The 23477-nt window shown below is 71.7% G+C and carries 24 protein-coding genes; 18 read left to right on the forward strand and 6 right to left on the reverse strand.

Going from position 1 to position 23477, the window contains the following annotated elements; translation table 11 throughout:
• Nucleotides 1–43 precede the first annotated feature (43 nt).
• The 9 genes from ABLE68_RS12955 to ABLE68_RS12995 all read left to right on the forward strand — a co-directional run bounded on the left by ABLE68_RS12955 (nt 44) and on the right by ABLE68_RS12995 (nt 9438).
• Nucleotides 44–592 (forward strand): ArsR/SmtB family transcription factor, encoded by a 549-nt coding sequence (locus tag ABLE68_RS12955; protein WP_348871831.1) that lies wholly within the window; start codon nt 44–46, stop codon nt 590–592.
• Nucleotides 589–1857: an MFS transporter gene (locus tag ABLE68_RS12960; RefSeq protein WP_348871833.1), complete on the forward strand. Its 1269-nt coding sequence runs from the start codon at nt 589–591 to the stop codon at nt 1855–1857. The genes ABLE68_RS12955 and ABLE68_RS12960 overlap by 4 nt, the downstream gene beginning before the upstream one ends.
• Nucleotides 1854–3668: an NAD-binding protein gene (locus ABLE68_RS12965; protein ID WP_348871835.1), complete on the forward strand. Its 1815-nt coding sequence runs from the start codon at nt 1854–1856 to the stop codon at nt 3666–3668. The genes ABLE68_RS12960 and ABLE68_RS12965 overlap by 4 nt, the downstream gene beginning before the upstream one ends.
• A 19-nt stretch (nt 3669–3687) precedes the next feature.
• Nucleotides 3688–4095, forward strand: a complete 408-nt coding sequence (locus ABLE68_RS12970) for a hypothetical protein (RefSeq protein ID WP_348871837.1) — start codon at nt 3688–3690, stop codon at nt 4093–4095.
• Nucleotides 4096–4117: 22 nt separating this feature from the next.
• Entirely contained in the window at nt 4118–4444 is a 327-nt protein-coding gene (locus tag ABLE68_RS12975) for a TraR/DksA family transcriptional regulator (RefSeq protein ID WP_348871839.1), read from the forward strand.
• A gap of 38 nt (nt 4445–4482) precedes the next feature.
• On the forward strand, nt 4483–5559 hold the full coding sequence (gene ychF, locus ABLE68_RS12980; RefSeq protein WP_348871841.1) for a redox-regulated ATPase YchF: 1077 nt from the start codon (nt 4483–4485) through the stop codon (nt 5557–5559).
• 63 nt (nt 5560–5622) lie between these two features.
• Nucleotides 5623–5988: a hypothetical protein gene (locus ABLE68_RS12985; protein WP_348871843.1), complete on the forward strand. Its 366-nt coding sequence runs from the start codon at nt 5623–5625 to the stop codon at nt 5986–5988.
• Between the two features lie 106 nt (nt 5989–6094).
• Nucleotides 6095–8779 carry a lamin tail domain-containing protein gene (locus ABLE68_RS12990; protein WP_348871845.1) on the forward strand — a complete coding sequence of 895 codons (2685 nt, stop codon included), beginning with the start codon at nt 6095–6097 and terminating at the stop codon, nt 8777–8779.
• Between the two features lie 35 nt (nt 8780–8814).
• Nucleotides 8815–9438, forward strand: coding sequence for a class I SAM-dependent methyltransferase (locus ABLE68_RS12995; RefSeq protein ID WP_348871846.1), 624 nt, complete (start codon nt 8815–8817; stop codon nt 9436–9438).
• Nucleotides 9439–9442: 4 nt separating this feature from the next.
• Here ABLE68_RS12995 and ABLE68_RS13000 read toward each other — a convergent pair whose 3' ends face one another.
• Nucleotides 9443–9649: a hypothetical protein gene (locus ABLE68_RS13000; RefSeq protein ID WP_348871848.1), complete on the reverse strand. Its 207-nt coding sequence runs from the start codon at nt 9647–9649 to the stop codon at nt 9443–9445.
• A gap of 56 nt (nt 9650–9705) precedes the next feature.
• Here ABLE68_RS13000 and ABLE68_RS13005 point away from each other — a divergent pair, with 56 nt between their 5' ends.
• Both ABLE68_RS13005 and ABLE68_RS13010 read left to right on the forward strand, forming a co-directional pair.
• Nucleotides 9706–11100, forward strand: a complete 1395-nt coding sequence (locus ABLE68_RS13005) for an NAD-dependent succinate-semialdehyde dehydrogenase (protein WP_348871850.1) — start codon at nt 9706–9708, stop codon at nt 11098–11100.
• 26 nt (nt 11101–11126) lie between these two features.
• The gene (locus tag ABLE68_RS13010) at nt 11127–11963 is read left to right on the forward strand and encodes a ribokinase (RefSeq protein ID WP_348871852.1); all 837 of its coding nucleotides are present in this window, start codon (nt 11127–11129) and stop codon (nt 11961–11963) included.
• Here ABLE68_RS13010 and ABLE68_RS13015 read toward each other — a convergent pair whose 3' ends face one another.
• Nucleotides 11964–12710, reverse strand: a complete 747-nt coding sequence (locus tag ABLE68_RS13015) for an LLM class flavin-dependent oxidoreductase (RefSeq protein WP_348871854.1) — start codon at nt 12708–12710, stop codon at nt 11964–11966. It abuts the gene before it with no gap.
• A gap of 94 nt (nt 12711–12804) precedes the next feature.
• On the opposite strand from ABLE68_RS13015, the gene ABLE68_RS13020 reads away from it, so the two are divergent.
• Nucleotides 12805–14076 (forward strand): MFS transporter, encoded by a 1272-nt coding sequence (locus ABLE68_RS13020; protein ID WP_348871856.1) that lies wholly within the window; start codon nt 12805–12807, stop codon nt 14074–14076.
• A 27-nt stretch (nt 14077–14103) separates the two neighbouring features.
• Entirely contained in the window at nt 14104–14964 is an 861-nt protein-coding gene (locus tag ABLE68_RS13025; RefSeq protein WP_348873271.1) for an MOSC domain-containing protein, read from the forward strand.
• A gap of 8 nt (nt 14965–14972) precedes the next feature.
• Here ABLE68_RS13025 and ABLE68_RS13030 read toward each other — a convergent pair whose 3' ends face one another.
• Nucleotides 14973–15926 (reverse strand): acyl-ACP desaturase, encoded by a 954-nt coding sequence (locus tag ABLE68_RS13030; RefSeq protein ID WP_348871858.1) that lies wholly within the window; start codon nt 15924–15926, stop codon nt 14973–14975.
• A gap of 79 nt (nt 15927–16005) precedes the next feature.
• Here ABLE68_RS13030 and ABLE68_RS13035 point away from each other — a divergent pair, with 79 nt between their 5' ends.
• Complete coding sequence (locus tag ABLE68_RS13035) at nt 16006–16974, forward strand: alpha/beta hydrolase (protein ID WP_348871860.1); 969 nt, start codon at nt 16006–16008, stop codon at nt 16972–16974.
• Here the strand turns inward: ABLE68_RS13035 and ABLE68_RS13040 are convergent.
• On the reverse strand, nt 16968–18227 hold the full coding sequence (locus ABLE68_RS13040) for an MFS transporter (protein ID WP_348871862.1): 1260 nt from the start codon (nt 18225–18227) through the stop codon (nt 16968–16970). The two genes, ABLE68_RS13035 and ABLE68_RS13040, sit on opposite strands and share 7 nt — an antisense overlap.
• A gap of 237 nt (nt 18228–18464) precedes the next feature.
• Here ABLE68_RS13040 and ABLE68_RS13045 point away from each other — a divergent pair, with 237 nt between their 5' ends.
• Nucleotides 18465–20114, forward strand: coding sequence for an FAD-binding dehydrogenase (locus tag ABLE68_RS13045; protein ID WP_348871864.1), 1650 nt, complete (start codon nt 18465–18467; stop codon nt 20112–20114).
• Between the two features lie 86 nt (nt 20115–20200).
• Here the strand turns inward: ABLE68_RS13045 and ABLE68_RS13050 are convergent, their stop codons facing one another.
• Entirely contained in the window at nt 20201–20524 is a 324-nt protein-coding gene (locus ABLE68_RS13050) for a DMT family transporter (protein WP_348871865.1), read from the reverse strand.
• A 74-nt stretch (nt 20525–20598) separates the two neighbouring features.
• On the opposite strand from ABLE68_RS13050, the gene ABLE68_RS13055 reads away from it, so the two are divergent.
• A complete protein-coding gene (locus ABLE68_RS13055; protein ID WP_348871866.1) occupies nt 20599–21147 on the forward strand; it encodes a TetR family transcriptional regulator in 549 nt (182 codons plus the stop codon).
• Between the two features lie 8 nt (nt 21148–21155).
• Here the strand turns inward: ABLE68_RS13055 and ABLE68_RS13060 are convergent, their stop codons facing one another.
• Nucleotides 21156–21734: a TetR/AcrR family transcriptional regulator gene (locus tag ABLE68_RS13060; RefSeq protein WP_348871867.1), complete on the reverse strand. Its 579-nt coding sequence runs from the start codon at nt 21732–21734 to the stop codon at nt 21156–21158.
• Nucleotides 21735–21818: 84 nt separating this feature from the next.
• On the opposite strand from ABLE68_RS13060, the gene ABLE68_RS13065 reads away from it, so the two are divergent.
• Both ABLE68_RS13065 and ABLE68_RS13070 read left to right on the forward strand, forming a co-directional pair.
• Nucleotides 21819–22700 carry an SDR family oxidoreductase gene (locus ABLE68_RS13065; RefSeq protein ID WP_348871869.1) on the forward strand — a complete coding sequence of 294 codons (882 nt, stop codon included), beginning with the start codon at nt 21819–21821 and terminating at the stop codon, nt 22698–22700.
• 51 nt (nt 22701–22751) lie between these two features.
• Entirely contained in the window at nt 22752–23456 is a 705-nt protein-coding gene (locus ABLE68_RS13070; protein WP_348871870.1) for a YoaK family protein, read from the forward strand.
• The last annotated feature ends 21 nt before the right edge of the window (nt 23457–23477 follow it).

Below are 23477 nucleotides of genomic sequence, written 5' to 3' on the forward strand. Positions count from 1 at the left end.
AGAACTCTTGTAGATATCGGAGGACCCGTCTACGGTCGCCGACATGACGACGATCGACGTGCTCCGGGCCGTCCACCACCCGACCCGCCGGCGGATCATCGAGGTGCTCTACCTCCACGGTCCGACGCAGGTCGGCACGCTCGCGCGCGAGCTCGGCGAGCAGGTCGGCAGCATCAGCCACCACCTGCGGATGCTCGAGCGCGCGGGGGTCGTCTCGCCCGCGCCCGAGCTCGCCACCGACGGCCGGACCAGCTGGTGGCGGCTCGAGCAGGACACGCTCTCGTGGTCGGTCGAGGACTTCGACGACGCGGCCGACCGCACCCAGGCGAAGGCCGCCCAACGGCTCAACCTCGACCACCAGCTCACCAAGCTCGCCGCCTGGAAGAGCTCCTCCGAGCGCGCCGACCCGGCCTGGCGCCGGGCGGCCTTCAGCTCCGACTTCCTGGCCATGGCCACGCCGGACGAGCTGGTCGCGCTCCAGGAGGCGTTGGGCGCGACCGTGAACCGGTGGCGCGCCGGGCTGCCCGACGAGCCGGACGGCGAGCGGTCCCCGGTGTTCGTGTTCGCCCACGGCTTCCCCACGCAGCCGTGACCGGCCCCGGGCTGGGCCGCGACCGGATGATCCAGGGCTGGCTCCTGGTCAAGGGTCTGTCGCAGGCCGGCGACGCCCTCTGGACCGTCGCGCTCGCGTGGACCGCCGTGCAGATCGCCTCGCCCGCGATGGCCGGCCTGGTGGTGGCCGCGGGGACGGTCCCGCGCGCCGTCGTGCTCCTCCTCGGTGGTGTCGTCGCCGACCGGCACGAGGCCCGGTGGGTGATGGTCCTGGTCAACACCGTGCGGGTGGCGGTGCTGGTCGTCACCGCGGTGTGGGTCCTCACGGCCGGTACGACCGTGCCGGTCCTGCTCGCGGCGGCGGTCGCCTTCGGCGTCTGCGACGCGCTCTACCAGCCCTCCGCCGCCACCATCGCGCGTCAGCTGGTGCCGCCCGATCAGCTCCCCGCGTTCACCGGCGCGAGCCAGACCGTGATCCGGATCGGCTCGATGGCCGGCGCCGCGATCGGCGGTGTCGTGGTCGCCGGGTGGGGGCTCGGCGGCAGCGCGATCGCCAACGCGATCACCTTCGCGGTCGTGGTCGGCTACCTCGTGCTGGCGCTGCGACCGCGCTACCCGCTCCCGCGGGCGGTCCCGGAGCCGGTGCTGCGCAGCGTCGCGAGCGGCTTCGCCCACCTGCGCGACGAGCCGACGACGCGGACCCTCGTCCTCGTGCTGTCCGGTCTCAACCTCGCGGTGTCGCCGGCCCTGGCGCTCGGTGTCACCCTGCACGCCCACGACTCCGGCTGGGGCGCCCACACCGTCGGCGTGCTCCAGGCCCTGGTCGGTCTGGGTGCCGCGGCCGGGGCGCTCACGCTGCTGCGCTGGAGCCCGCCACGGGAGGCCGTCGTCGGGTTCTGGCTGCTGGTCCTGCAGGGGGTCGCGATCGCCGGGATCGGGCTCGGCTCCGTGGTGCCGACCGCGATCGCCTGCGCGGTGATCGGCGTGACCGCGGGGGCTGCGTCGTCGCTGCTGGGCGCGGTCTTCCAGGCGATGGTCGACGGCGCCTACCTGGGCCGGATGGCGTCGATGCTCCAGATCGGCGACGACGTGCTGATGCCGGTCGCGATGGTCGGCTTCGGGGCGCTGGCAGCAGGTGCCGGTGTGGCCGTCGCCTGTGGTGTGTTCGGTCTGACGATGGCCGTGCTGATGCTCGTGCCGCTCACGCGGCCCGCCGTACGCCGGATCTCGCTGCGCGAGTCCGCCACAGGCGTTAACACGGACGCAACCCAGGAGGAGGCGGCCACCGCCACGCTGGAGGTGTGACCGACCTGGCCGACCCCGTGCGCTGGGTCGGTCACGTCATCGTCTGCGGGCTCCACGACGAGGGGCTCCGGATCGTCGAGCAGCTGCACGGCGCCGGGGTGCGGGTCCTGGTGGTCGACGACGTACCGGACCCACGACTGGTCCGTGCGCTGCGTGCCCTGGGGGTCGCGCACCTCGAGGCCGACTCGCGGCAGGCGGAGACACTCGACTCCGCCGGCCTGGCCGGCGCGGCCGCGCTGGTCTGCGTCGAGAGCGAGGACCTCCACACGCTCGCGACGGCGCTGCTCGCGCGCGAGCTGCGTCCCGGTCTCCGGGTGGTCGTGCAGCTGCGCAACGCCGCGGTCGGCCGCGCTCTCGGTGACGTCGGGGTCGCCGTCCTCGACGTGGCCGGGCTGGCCGCGCCCTCCATCGTCGAGGCGTGCCTCCGCACCGGTTCGTGGACGCTCGCGCTCGGCGAGCTCGAGTTCCGCGTCGTCGAGACGGTGGTCCTCACCGACGGCACGCTGCGTGACCTGTACGGCGACCTCGCGCCGCTCGCGGTCGTGCGCGCCGACGACGGCCACGCCGCGCTGACCCCGGGCCGCGACACCGCGGTCCGCGCCGGCGACAGCATCGTGGTCGTCGGCACGCCGGAGGAGGTGGCGGCCGCCGGCCTCGGGGCACGCCGACGTGCTCGCGCGGAGCCAGCCGTCCCTGCCTTCGTCGGCGCGCGAGCGCCGCGCCCGCCCCGACCCCCGGGAGCGCGCCGCTCGCTGGTGCGCGACCTGGTCGCCGACGTCGACCGCAGGATCAAGCTCGCGCTGGTGGCCCTCGTGGGGCTCGTCGGGGTGTCGATGGCCGTGCTCCTGGTCGGCTACGAGGAGCCGTCGGGCCGCCGGATGTCGCCGATCGACGCGCTCTACTTCACGGTCGAGACCATCGGGACGGTCGGGTTCGGCGACTTCTACTTCCGCGACCAGCACGCCTGGCTCCGGATCTGGGCGATCTGCCTGATGCTCGTCGGCGCGACCCTCGCCACGGTCTTCTTCGCGCTCCTCACGAACGCCCTGATCGGCCGGCGTCTCGAGGAGACCCTCGGGCGACGCCGGATCACCGGGCTCGACGACCACGTGATCGTCATCGGCTCCGGGTCGATCGGCGTCGCGGTCGTCGACGGTCTCCGCGCGGCCGGTGTCGAGGTCGTGGTCGTGGAGGCCGACGACGGCAACCGCTTCCTCGACCACCTCCGCCGGAGCAAGGTGCCGGTGGTCGTCGGCGACGCGACCCTGCCCGAGACCCTCTCCACCCTCCACCTCGAGACGGCGCGCGCGATCGCCGTCCTGACCAGCGACGACCTCGCCAACATCGAGACGGGCCTGGCCGTCCGCGACCTGCTCGGCGACCGCTGGACCGACGTACCCGTCGCCCTCCGGCTCTTCGACCGCCGGCTGGCGAGCACGGTCGCCGGCAGCTTCGACTTCCGCTTCGTCCGGTCACCGGCCGCCCTCGCCGCCCCGTGGTTCGTCGGCGCCGCCCTCGGCCTCGACGTCATCGACACGTTCTACGTCGGCGACCTCCCGATGCTCGTCGCCCGGCTCACCATCCCCGAGAAGAGCGGGCTCGACGGGCTCGCGATGCGCGACCTCGAGGCCCGGATCCTCGTGGTCTCCCTGGTCCGCAGCAACGGCGCGGCCGAGCACCCGCCGCGGCGCGACACCCGTTTCGCCGCCGGCGACGTGGCCTACCTGGTCGGGCCGCACGAGGAGCTGCTCCAGCTGTTGCGCACCGACGCGCTCGCTCCGGCCGCCCTCTCGACGACCCTGGACGCCTGACCTCTGCTTGGATCTGCTCATGAGGCGAGCGGTGCAGGGGATGCTGGTGGCGGCGATCGTGATCGACATCGCCTACTGGTCGATCTGGTTCACCGACCGCGACGTGCTCGCCAGTGAGCACCGGCAGGCCTACTACGAGTTCGAGAACGCCTTCCCGCTCGCCGACCTGTGGCTCGGCATCGCCTGCGTGATGGCGCTGGTCACCCTGACCCGGCGTACGCCGATGGCGCTCTTCTGGCTGATCGCCGCGGGCTCGTCGGGCATGTACCTCTTCGGCATGGACTTCCTCTACGACCTCGAGCACGGCATCTTCTGGTCCGGGGGCGGTGGGGCCGTCGAGGCCTGCATCGTCTTCATCACCCTGGTGTTCTCGGTGACCGCGCTGCGCTACGGCTGGACCCGGCGCTCGGAGCTGCTCGGCGGTTAGGTCCGCAGGGGAGACTGGTCGGATGGACTCCACCCGCACGACCCTGCTCGAGAAGAAGACCGAGCTCGAGGACCAGATGGCCGTGCTCGAGGCGCCCCCGGGTGAGCGCGGTGAGATCTCCTTCGGCAAGCGCGTCGGCGAAGGCACCTCCATCGCGGTCGACCGGCTCTCCCAGGTCGCGGTGCACGACAAGCTCCAGATCACCATGGCCGACGTCGAGCGGGCGCTGGTCAAGGTCGACGAGGGCACGTACGGCGTCTGCGACGTCTGCGAGCAGCCGATCGGCGACGCCCGGCTCGAGGCGCTGCCGTGGGCGACCCTGTGCGTGGAGGACGCGGGCAAACGCTGATTCGTGGGCGCCGCCGTACGCCCGTAGACTCGCCGCCCGTGGCACTCACCATCGGCATCGTCGGACTCCCCAACGCGGGCAAGTCCACCCTCTTCAACGCCCTGACCAAGAACGACGTCCTCGCGGCGAACTACCCGTTCGCGACCATCGAGCCGAACGTCGGTGTCGTCGGCGTCCCGGACGACCGGCTGCCGAAGCTCGCGGAGATCTTCGGCTCCGCCAAGATCCTCCCCGCGACCGTCGAGTTCGTCGACATCGCCGGCATCGTGAAGGGCGCCTCGGCGGGTGAGGGCCTGGGCAACAAGTTCCTCTCCCACATCCGCGAGGCCTCCGCGATCTGCCAGGTGACCCGGGTCTTCCGCGACGAGGACGTCACCCACGTCGACGGTGAGGTCAACCCCGGCTCCGACATCTCCACGATCCAGACCGAGCTGATCCTGGCCGACCTGCAGACCGTCGAGAACGCCCTGCCCCGGTTGGAGAAGGAAGCCAAGATCAAGAAGGAGACGGCGCCCAAGGCGGCCGCCGTCCGTGAGGCGCTCGAGGCGCTCGAGGCCGGTACGCCGATCATCGCGACGAAGATCGACCGGGCCCTGATCCGGGAGCTGTCGCTGCTGACCGCCAAGCCGTTCATCTACGTCTTCAACTGCGACAACGACGAGCTGTCCGACGAGACCCTGCTCCAGCAGATGCGCGACCTGGTCGCCCCTGCCGAGGCGATCTTCCTGGACGCGAAGTTCGAGTCCGAGCTCGTCGAGCTCGACGACGACGCCGAGGCCCGCGAGATGCTCGCCGAGATGGGCATCACCGAGCCGGGCCTGGAGACGCTCGCCCGTGTCGGATTCGACACCCTGGGCCTGCAGACCTACCTCACGGCAGGTCCCAAGGAGACCCGGGCCTGGACGATCCCGAAGGGCGCCACCGCCCCCGAGGCCGCCGGTGTGATCCACACCGACTTCCAGCGCGGCTTCATCAAGGCCGAGATCGTCTCCTTCGACGACCTGGTCGCGCTGGGCTCCATGCAGAAGGCCAAGGAGGCCGGCAAGGTCCGCATGGAGGGCAAGGACTACGTGATGGTCGACGGCGACGTGGTGGAGTTCCGCTTCAACGTCTGAGGCGCTGCGCGCTTGCGCGGGCGCGACGGGCGGCTCGAAACCTGACCCTGCTGAAGGAGCGCCGTGACAGCCGACTGGGAGTTCACGGACGCCTGGGTCTTCGCGGCGATCGCGGTCTACGCCCGCCCGTGCTCCCTGCTCGAGCTGATCGGGTCGGCCGACTGGATCAACCACGCCGTCGTGCTGCAGGACGAGCTCGAGAGCGCCCTCGGCAAGCTCACGGCGTCTGAGCTGGTCCGCGTCTACGAGGACTGGACGTTCGAGCTCACCGACGACGGCGCCAGCCTCTGGTCCGGGGGAGTGCGGGACCTGCAGTCCCAGCTCCAGGTGGTCCTCGACCGCCTGACGCTCATCGAGCCCCTCCGGACGACGGTGCGGGTCCCTCTCGGCGTGATGACTGCGGCGCTGGAGGAGTACCGACGCGACTGATCACGTGACGTTCGCCTGGCGTTCCGGCGCCCGTGGGGAGGCGTTGCGACGAGGACCCGAACGTACGGCCTGGATCTCGGAGCCACGCCGATCGAAGGACCCTCCCTTGTCACGTCTTCGTCACTCGCTGAGCGCTGCGCTGGCAGGCGCCCTCGGCGCTGTCGCGCTCGTCGCCCTCGCGCCCGCCGCGCACGCGGCCACCGATCCGAACTGGTCGGACATCGTGATCAACGAGATCACCTCGGAGAACGGCGGCAGCGGCTACGCGCCGCTCGCCGGCGCCGCGAGCGGGGCCAAGGACGACCTCGTCGAGCTCTACAACAAGGGCACGCACGACGTCAGCCTCGCGGGCTGGAAGCAGATCGACAGCGGTGCCGCTGGCTCGGCGACCGTCTTCTCGGCGGGGCTCTACGTGGACGGCGTCCTCGCCACGACCATCCCCGCTGGTGGGTACGGCGTCTTCTCGTCGGGCTCGGGCCTCAGCAGCGGCGGCGATGCCGTCAAGATCTACACCCCCGACGGCGACCTGGTGGACTCGCTGACCTACCTCGCCGGCCAGGCGGGCGAGGACCTCCCCAACACCGCGGCATCCGCCGGCTACCACGCGCTCGCCGCCTGCCCGGACGGCAGCAACAGCTTCCTCGAGGTGCCGACCCCGAGCTTCGGCGGCTCCAACGCCACGGCCTGCACGAACGGCATCACGCCCGTGGGGAGCGCTGCGCCGGAGGCCCCGTGCCAGACGGAGAACGGCGGCACCGCGCCGGGCACCGTCCCGGCCGGGGTCGTGACGTGGCCCGGCGGGCAGACGCCCGCGACGGCCGACGCCCAGTGCGCGTGGGTGACGACCGCCTCGGGCCAGGACCTGAGCGGTCTCGCCTTCGACCCGACCGACGCGAACGTCCTCTACGGCGTCAAGAACAAGAACCACGTCTTCCGCCTGGTGAGGTCGAGCGGCAGCTGGGTCAAGGACACCGCCAACGGCTGGTCGGCGGGCAAGGACCTGTTCTTCCCCGGCGGCACCGGCCTGCCGGACACCGAGGGCCTCACGGTCGGTCCGGACGGCGCGCTCTACGTCACGACCGAGCGCGACAACGCGGCCTCGGGCGTCCCGCTCGACTCGATCCTGAGGTTCGACCCGACCTCGACCGACGCCTCGCTGACGGCCACCGACAAGTGGGACCTGACCGCGTCCCTCGGCCTCGACCCGAGCACCGACGCCAACCTGGGCTTCGAGGGCGTCACCTTCGTGCCCGACAGCTTCCTGGTCGCGTCCGGCTTCAAGACCGATGGCGGGACTCCGTACGACCCGGCCGCGTACCCCGCCAAGGCCCTCGCCGGCCTGTTCTTCGGCGCCGTCGAGAAGACCGGGCACCTGCGGGCCTACGTCCTCAACACCGACCACACCTACGTCCAGCTCGCCGACGTCGACACCGGGATGGCCGGTGTCATGGACGCGCAGTACGACGCGGACCTGGGCCGGATCTGGGCCCACTGCGACAACACCTGCGGCAACGCGACCACGCTGCTCGAGATCGGCAGTGACGGGCACTTCGCTCGCGACCGCTCGTACAGCACGCCGACCAACCTGCCCAACTACAACCTCGAGGGCTTCGCCGTCGCGCCGGTCTCGACGGCGATCGGCGGCACCCGCGAGGTCCTGTGGACCGACGACGGCAACCGGTTCGGCCACTCGCTGTGGAGCGGCACGGTCGACGTCGCCCTGGGGCTTTCCCAGACGAGGACGCCGGACCCGACGATCAGCGGCACGCCGGTGTTCGGCAACGTCCTGACCGCGAACGTCGGCACGTGGGACCCCGGGGTCACGACGCACTACGCGTGGAAGGACGGCAGCACGGTGCTGGCCACCGACCGCCCGCTGACGCTCGACGACCCCGCGTTGGCCGGCAGGACGGTCACGCTCGCGGTCACCGGCACCAGGCCTGGGTTCACCGACGCGACCACGACCGCGACGGCGGCGATCGGCGGCGCTGTGCTCAGCGGCCCGACGCCGGTCATCGTCGGCACGCCCGGGTTCGGGCAGACCCTGACCGCCGACGTCGGGAGCTGGGGCGCCGGGGTCACCACGCACTACGTGTGGCGGACGAGCGGCGGCACGGTCCTGGCGACCGACGGTCCCGTGACGCTGACCGACCCGGCACTCGTCGGCAAGACGATCACGCTCTCGGTCACCGGCACCAAGCCCGGCTACCAGGCCGCCACCACGACGGCCTCGGCCCTCGTCGCCGGAGCAACGCTGACGGCGCCGACGCCCACGGTCAGCGGTACGCCGAAGGTCGGCCAGACCCTCTCCGTGGCTGCCGGCAGCTGGGGTCCGGGCACCGTGCAGCTCACCTACGCGTGGCTCGCCGACGGCCTGCCGATCCCCGGCGCCACCGGGACCACCCTGGATCTCGGCATCGACCAGGTCGGCTCGTCGATCACCGTCCGGGTCACCGGCGCGGAGGCCGGGTACGTGACCAGGACCGTCGCCTCTGCTCCGACCGCCGAGGTCAGGCGCGGCACGATCACGACGTCGAAGCCGACGATCGAGGGCGCCGCCAAGGTGGGCAAGAAGCTCACCGCCGACGCGGGCGACTGGAGCGCCGACGGGGCACCCGTGACGCTCACCTACAGGTGGTACGCCGCTGGCAAGCTGCTCGACGCCGACGGGTCGAAGCTGAAGCTGACCAAGGCCCTCCAGGGCATGAAGATCAAGGTCAAGGTCATCGGCACCGCAGACGGCTACACCAAGGCCACGGAGACCTCGGCGGAGACCGCGAAGGTCAGGTGACACCGGGTTCCAGGGGGCCGTGCCACGATCGGGGCATGGCCCTCTGGAACGACCGGATCCTGCCCCGAGTCATCGACCGGTCCCTGTCGACCGGCGACGTGATGAAGGAGCGCGGGCGCGTCTGCGCCGCGCTGCGTGGGCGGGTCATCGAGATCGGCTTCGGGTCGGGCCTCAACGTCGAGAAGTACCCCGACGCGGTCGAGTCGGTCAGCGCCGTCGAGCCGTCCGACGAGGCCTGGCGCCTGTCGGCCGCACGGCGGGAGGCGTCCCGCGTCCCGATCACGCGGTCCCAGCTCGACGGCCAGTCGCTCGACCAACCCGACGGCTCGTACGACGCCGCGCTCTCGACGTACACGCTCTGCACGATCCCCGATGCGGCGCTCGCGCTGCGAGAGCTGCGCCGGGTGCTGAGGCCGGGCGGCGTGCTGGTCTTCCTCGAGCACGGTCTGGCGCCCGAGCCCGGGGTCGCGCGCTGGCAGCACCGGCTGGACCCGGTGCAGCGGAGGGTCGCGGGTGGCTGCCACCTGTCGCGCGACATCCCGGCCCTGGTCACCTCCGCCGGGTTCGAGATCACCGGCCTCGAGCAGCGCTACCTGCCGGGGCCGAGGCTCGGGCGGCCGTGGACCTACGGGTACGGCGGCAGCGCGGTCCGCGACTGACGGATCAGGCGGCGTCGGAGCCGAGGATCTCCAGGCGGACCCGGGCCCAGGTGCTGGCGCGTGCGTGGTCGCTGACCTGGGCGGGGCCGGCGGTGCGGAGCTCCTGCTCGGCGCGGGCGCGCCACGCCGCTCCGTGGGCGCCGGACCGGCACGCGCGGAAGTCGTCGAGCCAGCCGGCGACCCAGTCCTGGGTGTCGACGGAAGTGGTCATGCCCGTCCTATCGGCCGGGTCGAGCCGGTCTTGACCCGTTGCGGCACGATGGCCTCATGACTTCCACTTCGCCTGCCTACCAGAGTGTGAACCCGGCGACCGGAGAGGTGCTCGAGACCTTCGACCCGTCGACCGATGCCGAGGTCGAGGCCGCCCTCGCTGCGAGCCACGCCGCCTACCTCACGTGGCGCGACGTCCCGATCGAGAAGCGTGCCGAGGTCGTGACCCGGATCGGTGAGCTCTTCGTCGAGCGGGCCGACGCCCTCGCGGAGCTCGCGACCAAGGAGATGGGCAAGCCGCTCGCCGAGGCGGGCGAGGAGGCGGCGTTCTGCGGCGACATCTTCGGCTACTTCGCCGACGAGGGTCCGACCCTGGCGGCGGACCAGCCGATCAAGACCTTCTCCGGCGGCCGCGCCGTGGTCCAGAAGCTCCCGATCGGTCCGCTCCTCGGGATCATGCCGTGGAACTACCCCTTCTACCAGGTGGCCCGGTTCGCGGCGCCCAACCTGATGCTGGGCAACACGATCGTGCTCAAGCACGCCGAGTCCGTGCCGGCCTGTGCGCTGGCGATCGAGCAGATCTTCAAGGACGCGGGGCTGCCCGAGGGTGCCTACATCAACCTGTTCGCGACCCACGAGCAGATCGAGACGGTCATCGGCGACGCGCGGATCGCCGGCGTCTCGCTCACCGGCTCCGAACGCGCCGGCAAGGTCGTCGCGGCGCTCGCCGGCCAGAACCTCAAGAAGTGCGTCCTCGAGCTCGGCGGTTCCGACCCGTACGTCGTCCTCGACACCGCCGATGTCGAGGCTGCGGCCGACACCGCGTGGGACACCCGGATCAGCAACACCGGCCAGGCGTGCAACTCCAACAAGCGGATGATCGTGATGGACGACGTCTTCGACGGCTTCGTATCGCGACTGACCGAGCGCGCCAAGGACCTGCGCCCCGGCGACCCGATGGCGGGGGAGGACGGCACGTTCGCTCCGCTCTCGTCGCGCGCGGCCGCCGAACGCCTGAACGAGCAGGTGCAGGACGCGGTCGCCAAGGGCGCCACGCTCCACGCCGGCGGCGTGCTCGGCGACGGCCCGGCGGCGTACTACTCCCCGGCGGTGCTGACCGGTATCACCAAGGAGATGCGGGCGTACGCCGAGGAGCTCTTCGGTCCGGTCGCGGTCGTCTACTCCGTCTCCGACGACGACCAGGCGCTCGAGCTGGCCAACGACACCGTCTACGGGCTCGGCGGCGCGGTGTTCAGCACCGACGAGGCCCGGGCGGAGCGGCTCGCCCAGCGGCTCGAGGTCGGCATGTCCAACGTCAACACTCCTGCCGGTGAGGGCGCGGAGGTGCCGTTCGGCGGCGTGAAGCGCAGCGGCTTCGGGCGCGAGCTCGGCCCGCTCGGCATGGACGAGTTCGTCAACAAGCGGATGTTCTACATCGGCGACCCGGAGTAGTCGCCATCCCCGAGACAGCGGAGCTCGTGGTCGTCGGGAGCGTCAACGTCGATCGAAGGATCGGCGTGCCGACGCTCCCGGCGCCCGGCGAGACCGTGCTCGCCACGACCGTCGAGCAGCTTAGCGGTGGCAAGGGCGCCAACCAGGCGGTCGCGTCGGCCCGGCTGGGACGCCGTACGGCGATCGTGGGTGCGGTCGGCGACGACGAGCACGGCGGGTGGCTGCGCGACCGGTTGACGGACGAGGGCGTGGACACCGAGCACCTGCTCGTGGTGCCTGGCGAGTCCGGCGTCGCCCTGGTGTTCGTCGACCCGGCGGGCGAGAACAGCATCGTCGTCACCCCGGGCGCCAACGCCGGTCTGACCGCGACCGCGGTCGGCACCGCCGCGGACGTGCTGAGGAGCGCCGCCGCCGTGCTGGTGCAGTGCGAGATCCCGGTGGCCGCGGTCGCGGAGGCGGTGCGGCTCGCGGGCGGACTGGTCGTGCTCAACCCGGCGCCGGCCGTCTCGCTGCCCGACGACCTCTGGGCCCGCGTCGACGTGGTGGTGCCCAACCGCGGCGAGCTCGCGCTGCTGACCGGTCTCGACCCCGATGCCGACCTGGTGACGATGGCGCGGGCGCTGCCCTGCGACCGCGTGGTCGTCACCCTCGGAGGTGACGGCGCCCTGGTGGTCGACGGCGACCACGTCGAGGCCGTCCCCGCGCCGGTCGTCGAGGTCGTCGACACGACCGGCGCCGGCGACTGCTTCTGCGCGGCGCTCGCCGATGCGCTCGTGGGCGGCGCGTCGCTCGTCGAGGGGACCCGGCGGGCCGTCGAGGCCGCGGCCCTCAGCGTGCAGCGGGTCGGGGCCCAGCCCCGGTAGTCAGCCCAGCGCCTCGATCAGAGGACGTGCGTCGGGAGCGTCCTCGGGTGCCTGGAGGATGACCGTGTCCGCACCCGCCGCGGCGAGCTCGTCGATCCACTCGCCGACGTGGTCGAGGCCCGTGCGCGGGTCGACCTCGGTGTAGGCGTAGACCAGGGACTCCGTGCCGACCAGCTCCCGTGCCCGGCGTACGACGGCGGGGTCGACGACCGAGTCCAGCACGATCCCGTCCGAGACCTCGCCCGCGAGCCGGATCGTGCGCTCGCCACGACCCCCGAGCAGCAGCCGCGGTGGTGTCGCCGGTGGCCAGTCGAGGGCGACGCGATCGAGACGGACGTAGCGACCGTCGGTGTCGACCGTCTCCCCGGCGAGCAGCGCCCGGACCGCGGTGGTGTGCTCGCGGAGCAGGGTCATCGGTGACTCGACGGCCGCGCCCACCTGGGCCATCCACTCCTGGACGCCGTGGCCGAGCGCCACGGTGAACCGGTCGGGAAAGGCCCGGGCCAGGGTGGCGATCTCCATCGCCGCGAGCGCCGGGTTGCGGAAGGGCACCGGCAGCAGCCCGACGGCGACGTGCAGGCGCGAGGACCAGGAGAGCGCGAGGGCGGCTGCGGTCAGCCCACCCTCGAGGAAGCAGTCCTCCCACAGCCAGAGCTCGGCGACGCCGGCCGCGTCGGCCAGCTCCACCACCGCCCGGAGCTCCTCGGGCGGGGACTGCGGACGGAAGATCACGCCGGTCGTGGTCACGGAGCCACGGTCTCACGGCGACGAATGCGCTGCCGGACGGGCGGGTACGACGCACGACGGCCCTGATCCGCCGTACCCGCATCGAGGAGGTCACGTGACCACCGTGAGCGAACCCCGCCAGCCCCTCACCAGCGACCAGCGCAACGCCTTCACCGCGGCCCTGCTCGGCTGGACGATGGACGCCTTCGACTACTTCATCGTCGTCCTCGTCTACGCCGACATCGCGGCCGACTTCGGCATCTCGAAGGAGAAGGTGGCGTTCCTGACGACGGCGACGCTGCTGATGCGCCCGGTCGGCGCCCTGATCTTCGGCATGTGGGCCGACCGGGTCGGTCGCCGGATCCCGCTGATCGTCGACGTCTGCTTCTACTCGACGGTCGGCTTCCTCTGCGCCTTCGCGCCGAACTTCACCGTGCTGATCCTGCTCCGCTTCCTCTACGGCATCGGCATGGGCGGCGAGTGGGGCCTCGGTGCCGCGCTGGCGATGGAGAAGATCCCGACCGCTCGACGCGGCTTCTTCTCGGGCGTGCTCCAGCAGGGCTACGCGCTCGGCTACCTGCTCGCAGCCGTGTCCTACCTGGTGATCAGCGAGGTCTTCGACCTGTCCTGGCGCTACCTCTTCGCGCTGTCGATCGTCCCCGCTCTGATCAGCCTGCTGATCCGGACCCGGGTCCAGGAGTCGGAGGCCTGGGAGGAGAGCCGCGAGCAGATGAAGGTCACCCAGACCAGCGTCCGCGACGTCTTCCTCAACGCCAAGATCGTGCGCCGCTTCCTCTACCTGATCGTCCTGATGACGGCGTTCAACTGGATGAGCCACGGCACCCAGGACGTCTACCCGACCTTCCTCAAGGCGACCGACTCCGGCGGCGCCGGGCTGAGCGAGCACACCGCGCTGCTGATCGCGGTCGTCTACAACATCGGCGCGATCATCGGCGGGCTCACCTTCGGTGGGCTCTCCGAGCGCTTCGGCCGCCGCTACACGATCGCCTTCTGCGCCCTGCTGGCGCTGCCGATCGTGCCGCTCTTCGCCTTCTCCACCACCGCCGCGATGCTGTGCCTCGGGTCGTTCCTCATGCAGCTCTGCGTCCAGGGCGCGTGGGGGGTGATCCCGGCGCACCTGACCGAGATGTCCCCGGACGCCATCCGCGGCTTCTACCCCGGGGTGACCTACCAGCTCGGCAACGTCCTCGCCGCTCTGAACCTGCCGATCCAGGAGCACCTGGCGGCCTCGCACGGCTACCCGTTCGCGCTCACGGTCACGATCGTGCCGGTGCTGGTCGTGGTCGCGGTCGTCGTCCTGGTGGGCCAGGAGGCCAAGGGAGTGGAGTTCGGGAAGGCCCCGGCGGAAGCGCGCGCGACGACCTGAGCCCGGACCTATCCTGGGCACGTGCCCATGAGCCTCACGTCGATCCACCGCTACCCGGTCAAGTCCTGCCGGGGCGAGTCGGTGGAGACGGCGTACGTCGAGCCCTGGGGGCTGGCCGGCGACCGGCGCTGGATGGTCGTCGACGAGGACGGCGTCGCGATCACCGCCCGCGAGGTCAACCGGATGGTGCTGATCAACCCGGAGATCACGCCAGCCGGACTGGTCGTCACCGCTCCCGACCTGCCCGCGCTGACCGTCGCGACCCCGGACCCCGGCGTCCAGCTGCCCGTCGAGCTGTGGGACTCCCGCGTCACCGCGGCGACCGTCGACGGCGAGGCGGACGCGTGGTTCAGCAAGGCGATAGGACGGCCGGTCCGGCTGGTCCACTTCGACGACCCCACCCGGCGGTCGACCAGTCCCGGCTTCGGTGACGCCGACGACGTCGTGTCGTTCGCCGACGGCTACCCGCTGCTGCTCGCCACCGAGGCGTCCCTCGACGCGCTCAACGACGCGATCGTCGCGGCCTCGCAGGGCGCGCACGAGCCGCTGCCGATGACCCGCTTCCGCCCCAACGTCGTGGTCCGTGGCGCCGAGGCGTGGGTCGAGGACGACTGGCGACGGATCCGGATCGGCGACGCGACGTTCCGCGCGGTCAAGGGCTGTGCGCGCTGCGTGATGACGACGATCGACCCGGAGACCGCCGAGCGCGAGAAGGAGCCGATCGCGTCCCTCGCGCGCATCCGGCGCTGGGACGGCGCGACCTGGTTCGCGATCAACCTGGTGCCCGACACGGTCGACGTCACGATCCGGGTCGGCGACGAGGTCGAGGTGCTCGAGGCCGTCGCGCCCGGTGCCGGTCCCGTGCGCCCGGTCAAGCAGCCCCGTTAGTCAGCGGCTCAGGACGCGACGATGTCGGGGTCCGGCCCGTCGGCGCGGGCGGCGAGGCGGGCGCGGTTCTCGGCCCGGCGGTCCACGAACTTGGTCGCCTGGGCGTCGAGCGCCTCGAGGAACGCGGCGAGCTCGTCGCGGGCCTGCTCGCCCTCGGGTCCGAAGCTCCGGTCGAGCACTCCCCAGTGGCGCAGCACCGGCATGATCACGTCGTCGTGGTGCAGGCGCAGGTCGTAGATGCCGGCCTTGGCGATCATCATCGAGCTGCGGCGGAAGCCGGCCATCGTGGCGCCCGGCATCTCGAAGCCGATGACCTCCTTCGCGATCGCCTGCATCGTCGCGTCGGGCGCGATCTCCAGCGCCGCCGAGACGATGTTGCGGTAGAAGACCATGTGGAGGTTCTCGTCCTTCGAGATCCGGGCGAGCATCCGGTCGGCGATCGGGTCGCCGGTCACCTTGCCGGTGTTGCGGTGGGACACCCGGGTGGCGAGCTCCTGGAAGGACACGTAGGCGACCGCCTCCAGGGCGGTCTTGTCGCCGGAGTCGTAGCCCGACGTCATGTAGTCCATCCGCGCCCGCTCGAGCTCGACGGGGTCGACGCCGCGGGTGACGACGAGGTAGTCGCGCATCGCGATGCCGTGCCGGTTCTCCTCCGCCGTCCAGCGCCCGACCCACGTGCCCCACGCGCCGTCGCGACCGAAGCGCGTGGCGATCTCGCGGTGGTACGACGGGAGGTTGTCCTCGGTCAGCAGGTTGGTGAACATCGCGGCCTTGGCCGTCTCGGAGAGCTGCGACTGCTCGGGCTCCCAGTCGACGCCGCCGAGCATCGCGAAGTCCCTGCCCTGGCTCCACGGCACGTAGTCGTGCGGGTGCCACTCCTGGGCCAGCGAGAGGTGCCGGTCGAGGTTCTCGGCGACCGTGGGCTCCAGGTCCTCGAGCAGGTTGCGCGGTGTCCCGGTCATGGCAGCTCCCTCGGTCGTCGTACCCTCGGCTCAGACACTAGGGCAAGCACCTGTGAACCGGCTTCTACACTCGTCGACCATGACGACCTCGCTGCGGCCCGGCATCCGCGCCCTCGACCGGTTGATGAAGTCCACCCCGAGCTTCTCGGTCGCCCGGATGACCGCGGAGCAGCTCGAGAAGGCACAGACGACGGCCATCCCCGACGGCGGTGCGGCCGACCTGTTCCTGGGCCGGCTCCAGAAGGGCGTGGCGGTCCGGAAGGCGACGTTCCCGGCCCGCCACGGTGATCTGCCGCTGCGGATCTACACCCCCGAGTCGTGGTCGCGCAGCCCGCGGCCCGTCATCGTGAACTTCCATGGCGGCGGCTTCGTGCTCGGGAGCGCCCGGCAGTGCGACTGGTTCTGCAGCATCGTCGCGAAGGACCTCGACGCCGTGGTCGTGTCCGTCGACTATCGGCTCGCGCCGACGCACAAGTTCCCGGCCGGCGTGGAGGACTGCTACGACGCCCTGCTGTGGACCGCCGAGCACGCGGCGGACCTCGGCGGGGACCCGGGACGCATCGGCGTCATGGGCGACAGCGCCGGAGGCAACCTCGCGGCGGTCGTCTCGATCCTGGCCCGCGACGAGGCCGGTCCGTCGATCGGCCACCAGGCGCTGATCTACCCGGTCACCGACGTGACCGGGACGATGGAGGAGGACCCGTCGTACGTCGCCAACGTCCGCGGCATCGTGCTCTCCAATGACGACATGCGCGTCTTCGGCGAGCACTACGTGAGCGAGGACGCCGACCCGACCGACTTCCGCCTGTCGCCGATCTGCGCGGACCTGAAGGGCCTGCCGCCGGCCGTCGTGGTCGTCGCCGGCCTCGACCCGCTCCACGACAGCGGGGTGCGCTACGCGCAGGCCCTCGCGGACGCCGGCAACGAGGTCACCGTCGAGGACTTCCACCTCATGCCGCACGGGTTCGTGAGCTTCCCGTACTTCTGCCGCAGCGCACGTCCGGCGATGGACGCGGTCGTCGCGTCCCAGCGCAACGCGCTCTACTGACCGGACGCCGGTTCCGGTGCGTGCGCCGGTACGACGGCCAGCGCGACGACCGCGAGCAGTGCCGCGGCCGCGAACACGTAGAAGCCCCACGGGTAGGCGATCCCGGCGGTGACGAGCGCGCCGGTGATCGAGGGCCCGACGATGGCGCCCACCCGACCGATCCCGGCCGCGAGACCGAGCGCGGTGCCCTTGAGGTAGTCGGGGTAGAGGTGGCCGACGAAGGCGTAGACCAACACCTGGGCGCTGAACACGAAGATGCCGGTGACGAGCACGGCGATGTAGACCAGCAGCGTGCTCTCGAGCTTGATCGACAGCAGCGCGAGGCAGGCGGCAGCGATCCCGAACCACAGGAGCACGGTCGGCTTGTTGCCCCGCGCGTCGGAGAGCCGCCCGGCGACCAGCAGGCCGGTGACGGCGCCGACGTTGAGCACCAGCAGCAGCGTCGTACCCGCGTTGATGGAGTAGCCCGCCTCACCCATGATCTTCGGCAGCCACGTGTTGAGGCCGTAGACGAGCAGCAGCCCCATGAACGACGCGACCCACAGGCCGAGGCTGATCCGCAGGTAGGAGCCGCGCAGGACGTCTGCGGCCCGGCTCGGTGTGCGCGTCTCCGGTGCTTCCTCGCGCGAGCGCAGGTAGGACTCCGACTCGGGGAGCTTGAACCAGAAGACCGGCAGGAAGAGCAGGCCGGCGACCCCGCCGATGACGAACATCGCCTCCCAGCCCCACGCGTCGATCACCCACAGCGCGAGCAGCGCGGTGAGGACGGCGCCCACGTGGTAGCCGGTCATCACCCGGGTCATCGCGCTGCTGTTGCGCGACGCCGGCGCGTGCTCGGACATGAAGGCGAGCGCGATCGGGAGGCAGGCGCCCATGCCCAGGCCGGCCAGGAAGCGCAGCGTGGTGAAGGTGCCGACGCTCGGTGCGAACGCGACCGCGATCGTCAGCACGGAGAACCACGCCACGCAGGCGATCAGCGTGCGGCGGCGACCGAAGGCATCCGTCACCGGGCCGATCCCGGCGGCACCGATGCCGACGCCGACCAGGCCGAGCGTGGCCGCGGTCGTCAGGGAGGCGTCGGTGAACCCGAGGTCGCCGGACTTGCTGATGACCGGGATGACCGCGCCGATGACGACGAGGTCGAAGCCCTCGAGCGCGACCGCGAGCCAGCAGAGCACGATCGGCCAGTGTCCGGTGGCGGACGGCGACCGGCGTCGTGCGGTCGTGGTGGAGGAGGTGGTGGGGGCGGACATGTGAAGCCTTTCCCGAGAGGTTGCCCTCACGGTCTCCCGGACGAGACGGCCCTCACACCGAAACCTTCCACTGACCGGAAGTCCCCGCCCGCAGGTCGAGCGCCGCGGCCACGGGGACGCGGCCCTGGCAGCGGACCACCTCGGGAACCGGCCGAGGCCGAGACCTTCGCGATCACGAGGTGACCGGTGGGTAACCTGAGTCACAACGACCGCGACAGCCATGGAAGGATCACCGCCGTGGAATCCAGTGACGTGATCGTGGTGGGTGCCGGTCTGGCCGGTCTGGCGGCGGCGGCGGAGGTCGCCGATGCGGGCAAGCGGGTGCTGCTGCTCGACCAGGAGCCGGAGCAGTCGCTCGGCGGCCAGGCCTTCTGGAGCCTCGGTGGCCTCTTCTTCGTCGACAGTCCCGAGCAGCGCCGGATGGGCGTCAAGGACTCACGTGACCTGGCCATGCAGGACTGGCTCGGCAGCGCGCAGTTCGACCGCGAGGAGGACCGGTGGCCGCGCCGCTGGGCCGAGGCGTACGTCGACTTCGCGTCCGGTGAGAAGCGCGCCTGGCTGCGCGACATGGGCCTGCGGGTCTTCCCGATCGTCGGCTGGGCCGAGCGTGGCGACGGCCGTGCCGATGGGCACGGCAACTCCGTGCCGCGCTTCCACATCACCTGGGGCACCGGCCCCGGCGTCGTGGCGCCGTTCGAGCGCCGGGTGCGTGAGCACGCGGCCAGCGGCCTGCTGACCTTCGGGTTCCGCCACCGGGTCGACGACCTCGTCATCGAGGACGGCGCCGTGGTCGGCGTACGCGGCAAGGTGCTCGAGCCCAGCGCGATCGAGCGCGGCCAGGCGAGCAGCCGGGTCGAGGTCGCCGACTTCGACCTGCGGGCGCAGGCCGTGATCGTCACCAGCGGTGGCATCGGCGGCAACCACGACCTGGTCCGCAAGACCTGGCCGGCCCGGCTCGGCACCCCGCCGAAGACGATGGTCGCCGGGGTCCCGGCGCACGTCGACGGCCGGATGCTCGGCATCACCGAGGCCGCCGGCGCGCGGGTGATCAACCCCGACCGGATGTGGCACTACGTCGAGGGCATCCGCAACTGGGACCCGATCTGGGACAACCACGGCATCCGGATCCTCCCCGGCCCGTCGTCGCTGTGGCTCGACGCGACCGGCAAGCGCCTGCCCGCGCCGTACTTCCCGGGCTTCGACACCCTCGGCACGCTGACCCACCTGCGGACGACGGGCTACGACTACTCGTGGTTCGTGCTGACCCAGAAGATCATCGAGAAGGAGTTCGCGCTGTCGGGCTCCGAGCAGAACCCCGACCTCACCGGCAAGGACATCAAGCTCCTGCTGTCGCGGGTGAAGAAGGGTGCGCCCGGTCCGATCGAGGCGTTCAAGCAGCACGGCGAGGACTTCGTCGTCGCCGACGACCTCACCGACCTGGTGAAGGGCATGAACGAGGTCGGCGACAAGCCCCTGATCGTCGAGGCCGAGCTGCGCGAGCTGATCGAGGCGCGCGACCGCGAGATCGACAACACGTTCACCAAGGACGCCCAGGTCACCGCGATCCGCGGTGCTCGGACCTACCGCGGCGACAAGCTGATCCGGGTCGCCACCCCGCACAAGCTGCTCGACCCGAAGGCCGGCCCGCTCATCGCCGTACGCCTCAACGTGCTGACCCGCAAGACCCTCGGCGGCCTCGAGACCGACCTCGACGGGCGCTGCCTGACCTCCGACGGCACGCCCCTGCCGGGGCTCTACGCCGCGGGCGAGGTCAACGGCTTCGGCGGTGGCGGGATGATGGGCTACAACGCCCTGGAGGGCACGTTCCTCGGCGGCTGCCTCTTCTCCGGTCGCACGGCCGGACGCGCGGCCGCCAAGGCCGTCTGACGTTCAATCGAGACTTCCGTCGGTTGAATCGAGAGTTTCGACCGACGGAAGTCTCGATTGAACTGACGGAAGTCTCGATTCGACCGTCAGTGCGCGCCGGTGAGGTTGAGCCCGACCACGCCGGCGACGATCAGGGCCAGCGACGCGGCCTTCACCCAGGTCAGCGACTCGCCGAGGAAGACCAGACCGACGACGGCGACCAGCGCGGTGCCGGCGCCCGCCCAGATCGCGTAGGTGATCGAGACCGGCATGCTCCGCACGATGACCGTCAGCAGCCAGATCGAGCTGGCGTAGCCGGAGACCACGAGCACCGTCCAGCCGAGCGAGGTGAAGCCCTCGGTCCGTGGGAGCAGGGCGGTGGCGACGACCTCGACGACGATGGCGATGCCGAGGAGCACTGCGGTGAGCACGGTTCTGGTCCTTCCGGGACGTATGTAGCAGTCGCTACGTATGGCTCCAATGTAGCACTCGCTACGCTAGCCCCATGAATCGTCGGGACGAGCTGCTGGACCTGGTCACCGACCACGTCCTCGAGCACGGCCTGATCGGCCTCACGCTCCGGCCGGTGGCCGCCGCGATCGGCACCAGCGACCGGATGCTGATCTACCACTTCGACAACCGCGACGCGCTCGTCTCCGCGGTCGTCGCCCGGACCAACGAGCGTGCGATCGCGGCGGTGGCGGCGCTGCCGTCGGCCCGGTCGGTGCGCGCGGGTGTCAACGCGCTGTGGGCGGCGTACCAGACGGAGCCGCTCAACGGCTGCCTCGACGTCTACTGCCAGGCCGCCGCGACCGGACTGCTGGGCGAGGAGCCCTACCTGTCCGACGCGCGGGCGAGCAACGCGCGCTGGTCCGCCAACCTCCAGGACTACCTGGTCCGCTGCGGTGCGCCTCCCCGTCGCGTACGACGGATCGTGACGCTGGTCGACTCGGCCCTCTACGGCTTCCACCTCGACCTCGCGACCGACCGGCCCGAGTGGCTGGCTGTCGGCGTCGACGACCTCGCTCGCGCCGCTCAGTCCTTGGCTGGCTGACGCATCACTCAGCCCAGCGCTGCGCTGGCCGCGCGCAGGTCGGCGAGGGCGGCGAGGGCGTACGGCGCGAGCTGGTCGTCGTCGCCGTGATCGGACTCGGACCACGCGGAGAAGCCGCGCGAGAACGCGAGGACGCCCAGCTCGGCGGCGAGGCGCGCGACCGGCTCGGCCACCCCGCGCGCGACCAGCGCGGCGGTCATCGCGGCGGCGAGGCCGACCTCCTTGAGGATGCTGCGCTCCTGGAGCTCGGCGCTGGCGGCGATCGCCGCCTTGATCCGCGGGCCGAGCTCCCGGTTGACCGGGCCCATCTCGCCCGACGCCCGTTCGAGACCGACGGCGACCGCCTCGAGCGGGCTGGCGCCCTCGGGAGCGTCGGTGATGCCCTCGGACAGCAGGCGGCTGAGCGTCTCCTGGCCGGCCGCCAGGAGCTCGCGCTTGTCGGGGAAGTGGCGGAAGAACGTGCTCTTCGTGATCCCGGCGCGCTCCGCGATCTGGGCGACCGTCGTGGCGTCGTACCCCTGCTCGGTGAACAGGTCGAGGCCGGCCAGGACGATCCGCTCCCGCGCGTCTGGTGCCCACCGTGCCATGCGACCATCGTAGGCGATGGGACTGTTGTCCCGTCACCTGCTACGGTGATGGGACAAAGGTCCCATCACTCTCAGGAGATCCCCATGCATGTCTTCGTCACCGGCGGCACCGGTCTGGTCGGCTCCGCTGTCGTCGCCGAGCTCATCGGCAACGGCCACACCGTCCTCGCGCTCGTCCGGTCTGATGCGTCTGCCCGCACCGCTGAGGCAGCGGGCGCCGAGACCCTCCGAGGCAGCCTGGCCGACCTCGACGCCGTGCGCGCCGGGGCCGCCCGGTCCGACGGCGTGGTCCACCTCGCCTTCGGCAACGACTTCAGCAGTGCCGAGGCCGTCGCCCGGTCGGTCGCGGAGGAGACGGCCGCGCTCACCGCGCTGGCTGAGGAGCTGCTCGGCAGCGACCGACCGCTCGTCACTGTCTCGGGTACGCCGTGGGTGCCCGGTCGGCTCTCGACCGAGGAGGACCCGCTCCCGACCGACGGCCCGGTCGGCGGTCGCGGCCGCACCGTCATGGCGATCCTGGACCTCGCGTCACGTGGCGTCCGCAGCGCGGCCATCCGGCTGCCGCGCACCGTCCACCGCGACGGTGACGGAGGCTTCGCCGGGCTGCTGACGGCGATGGCCCGCCAGAGCGGCGTCTCGGGCTACCCCGGGGACGGCCTGCAGCGCTGGCCGGCCGTGCACGCCCTCGACGCAGCCGTCCTCTTCCGACTCGCCCTCGAGGGCGCCCCGGCCGGTTCGTCGTGGCACGCCGTGGCCGACGAGGGGGATGCCGTGCGCGACATCGCCGAGGTCGTCGGTCGCCGGCTCGGGCTGCCGGTGCAGTCGCTCCCGGAGGAGAGCTTCGGTCCGCTCGGCGCGATCTTCGCGACCGACCAGCCGTCCTCCAGCGTCCGCACCCGGGCCACGCTCGGGTGGGAGCCGACGCACCCGAGCCTGCTGGAGGACCTGGAGAACATCCGGGCCTGAGGCGCGGCCCGGGTGACCTGCCCGAAACACGGCCCGTCCACAATGACGCCCGTGAACGACCGACTCGCCGCCATCCACCCGGACCGCATGCACCTGGGGCTGATGCTCGCCCTGACCTTCACCACCGGGATCGTCGACGCGGTGGGCTACCTCGGCCTGGACCGGGTCTTCACCGGCAACATGACCGGCAACGTCGTCATCCTCGGCATGGCGCTCGTCGGCGCCGACGACCTGCCGATCCTGGGTCCCGCCCTGGCCCTGCTCGGCTTCATGGCCGGCGCGGCGCTGGGCGGCCGCGTGCTCCGCAGGTCCGACAAGGCGTGGACCGGCCTGACCACCTGGCTCTTCCTGGGCGTGGGGATCGTGACGATCGCGCTCGCCGTCGTGCTCACCATCGTGGGCGAGGACCCCTCGCGCCCGGTCGGCATCACCGTGACCACGTTGCTGGGCGCGGCGATGGGCACGCAGGCCGCGACCGCGCGGTTCATCGCGGTCAAGGACGTCACCACGGTCGTGGTCACGTCGACCATCACCGGTCTCGCCGCCGACTCGGTGCTCGGCGGCGGCAAGGGCGGCGGGAGCGTACGCCGGGCCTCGGCCGTCGTCCTGATCCTCGCCGGCGCCGCGATCGGTGCCGCGCTGCTGCGCTGGCACCTCGGCGCCGGGCTGCTGCTGGCCGGCGTGATCATCCTCGCGACGGTGGCCCTCGGCGCGCTGCACGCGCGGGCCCACACCGGCGCACCTGCGACCGGCTAGGTCACGAAACGGTCACGAGGA

The sequence above is a fragment of the Nocardioides pollutisoli genome, assembly GCF_040045055.1.
Classification (GTDB): Bacteria; Actinomycetota; Actinomycetes; order Propionibacteriales; family Nocardioidaceae; genus Nocardioides; species Nocardioides tweenelious.

Coding starts and splice junctions, on each gene's coding strand:
- ABLE68_RS12955 (WP_348871831.1), top strand. CDS start 44: ATGACGACGATCGACGTGCTCCGGGCCGTCCACCACCCGACCCGCCGG.
- ABLE68_RS12970 (WP_348871837.1), top strand. CDS start 3,688: ATGAGGCGAGCGGTGCAGGGGATGCTGGTGGCGGCGATCGTGATCGAC.
- ABLE68_RS12975 (WP_348871839.1), top strand. CDS start 4,118: ATGGACTCCACCCGCACGACCCTGCTCGAGAAGAAGACCGAGCTCGAG.
- ABLE68_RS12995 (WP_348871846.1), top strand. CDS start 8,815: ATGGCCCTCTGGAACGACCGGATCCTGCCCCGAGTCATCGACCGGTCC.
- ABLE68_RS13000 (WP_348871848.1), bottom strand. CDS start 9,649: ATGACCACTTCCGTCGACACCCAGGACTGGGTCGCCGGCTGGCTCGAC.
- ABLE68_RS13005 (WP_348871850.1), top strand. CDS start 9,706: ATGACTTCCACTTCGCCTGCCTACCAGAGTGTGAACCCGGCGACCGGA.
- ABLE68_RS13025 (WP_348873271.1), top strand. CDS start 14,104: ATGAGCCTCACGTCGATCCACCGCTACCCGGTCAAGTCCTGCCGGGGC.
- ABLE68_RS13030 (WP_348871858.1), bottom strand. CDS start 15,926: ATGACCGGGACACCGCGCAACCTGCTCGAGGACCTGGAGCCCACGGTC.
- ABLE68_RS13035 (WP_348871860.1), top strand. CDS start 16,006: ATGACGACCTCGCTGCGGCCCGGCATCCGCGCCCTCGACCGGTTGATG.
- ABLE68_RS13040 (WP_348871862.1), bottom strand. CDS start 18,227: ATGTCCGCCCCCACCACCTCCTCCACCACGACCGCACGACGCCGGTCG.
- ABLE68_RS13055 (WP_348871866.1), top strand. CDS start 20,599: ATGAATCGTCGGGACGAGCTGCTGGACCTGGTCACCGACCACGTCCTC.
- ABLE68_RS13060 (WP_348871867.1), bottom strand. CDS start 21,734: ATGGCACGGTGGGCACCAGACGCGCGGGAGCGGATCGTCCTGGCCGGC.
- ABLE68_RS13065 (WP_348871869.1), top strand. CDS start 21,819: ATGCATGTCTTCGTCACCGGCGGCACCGGTCTGGTCGGCTCCGCTGTC.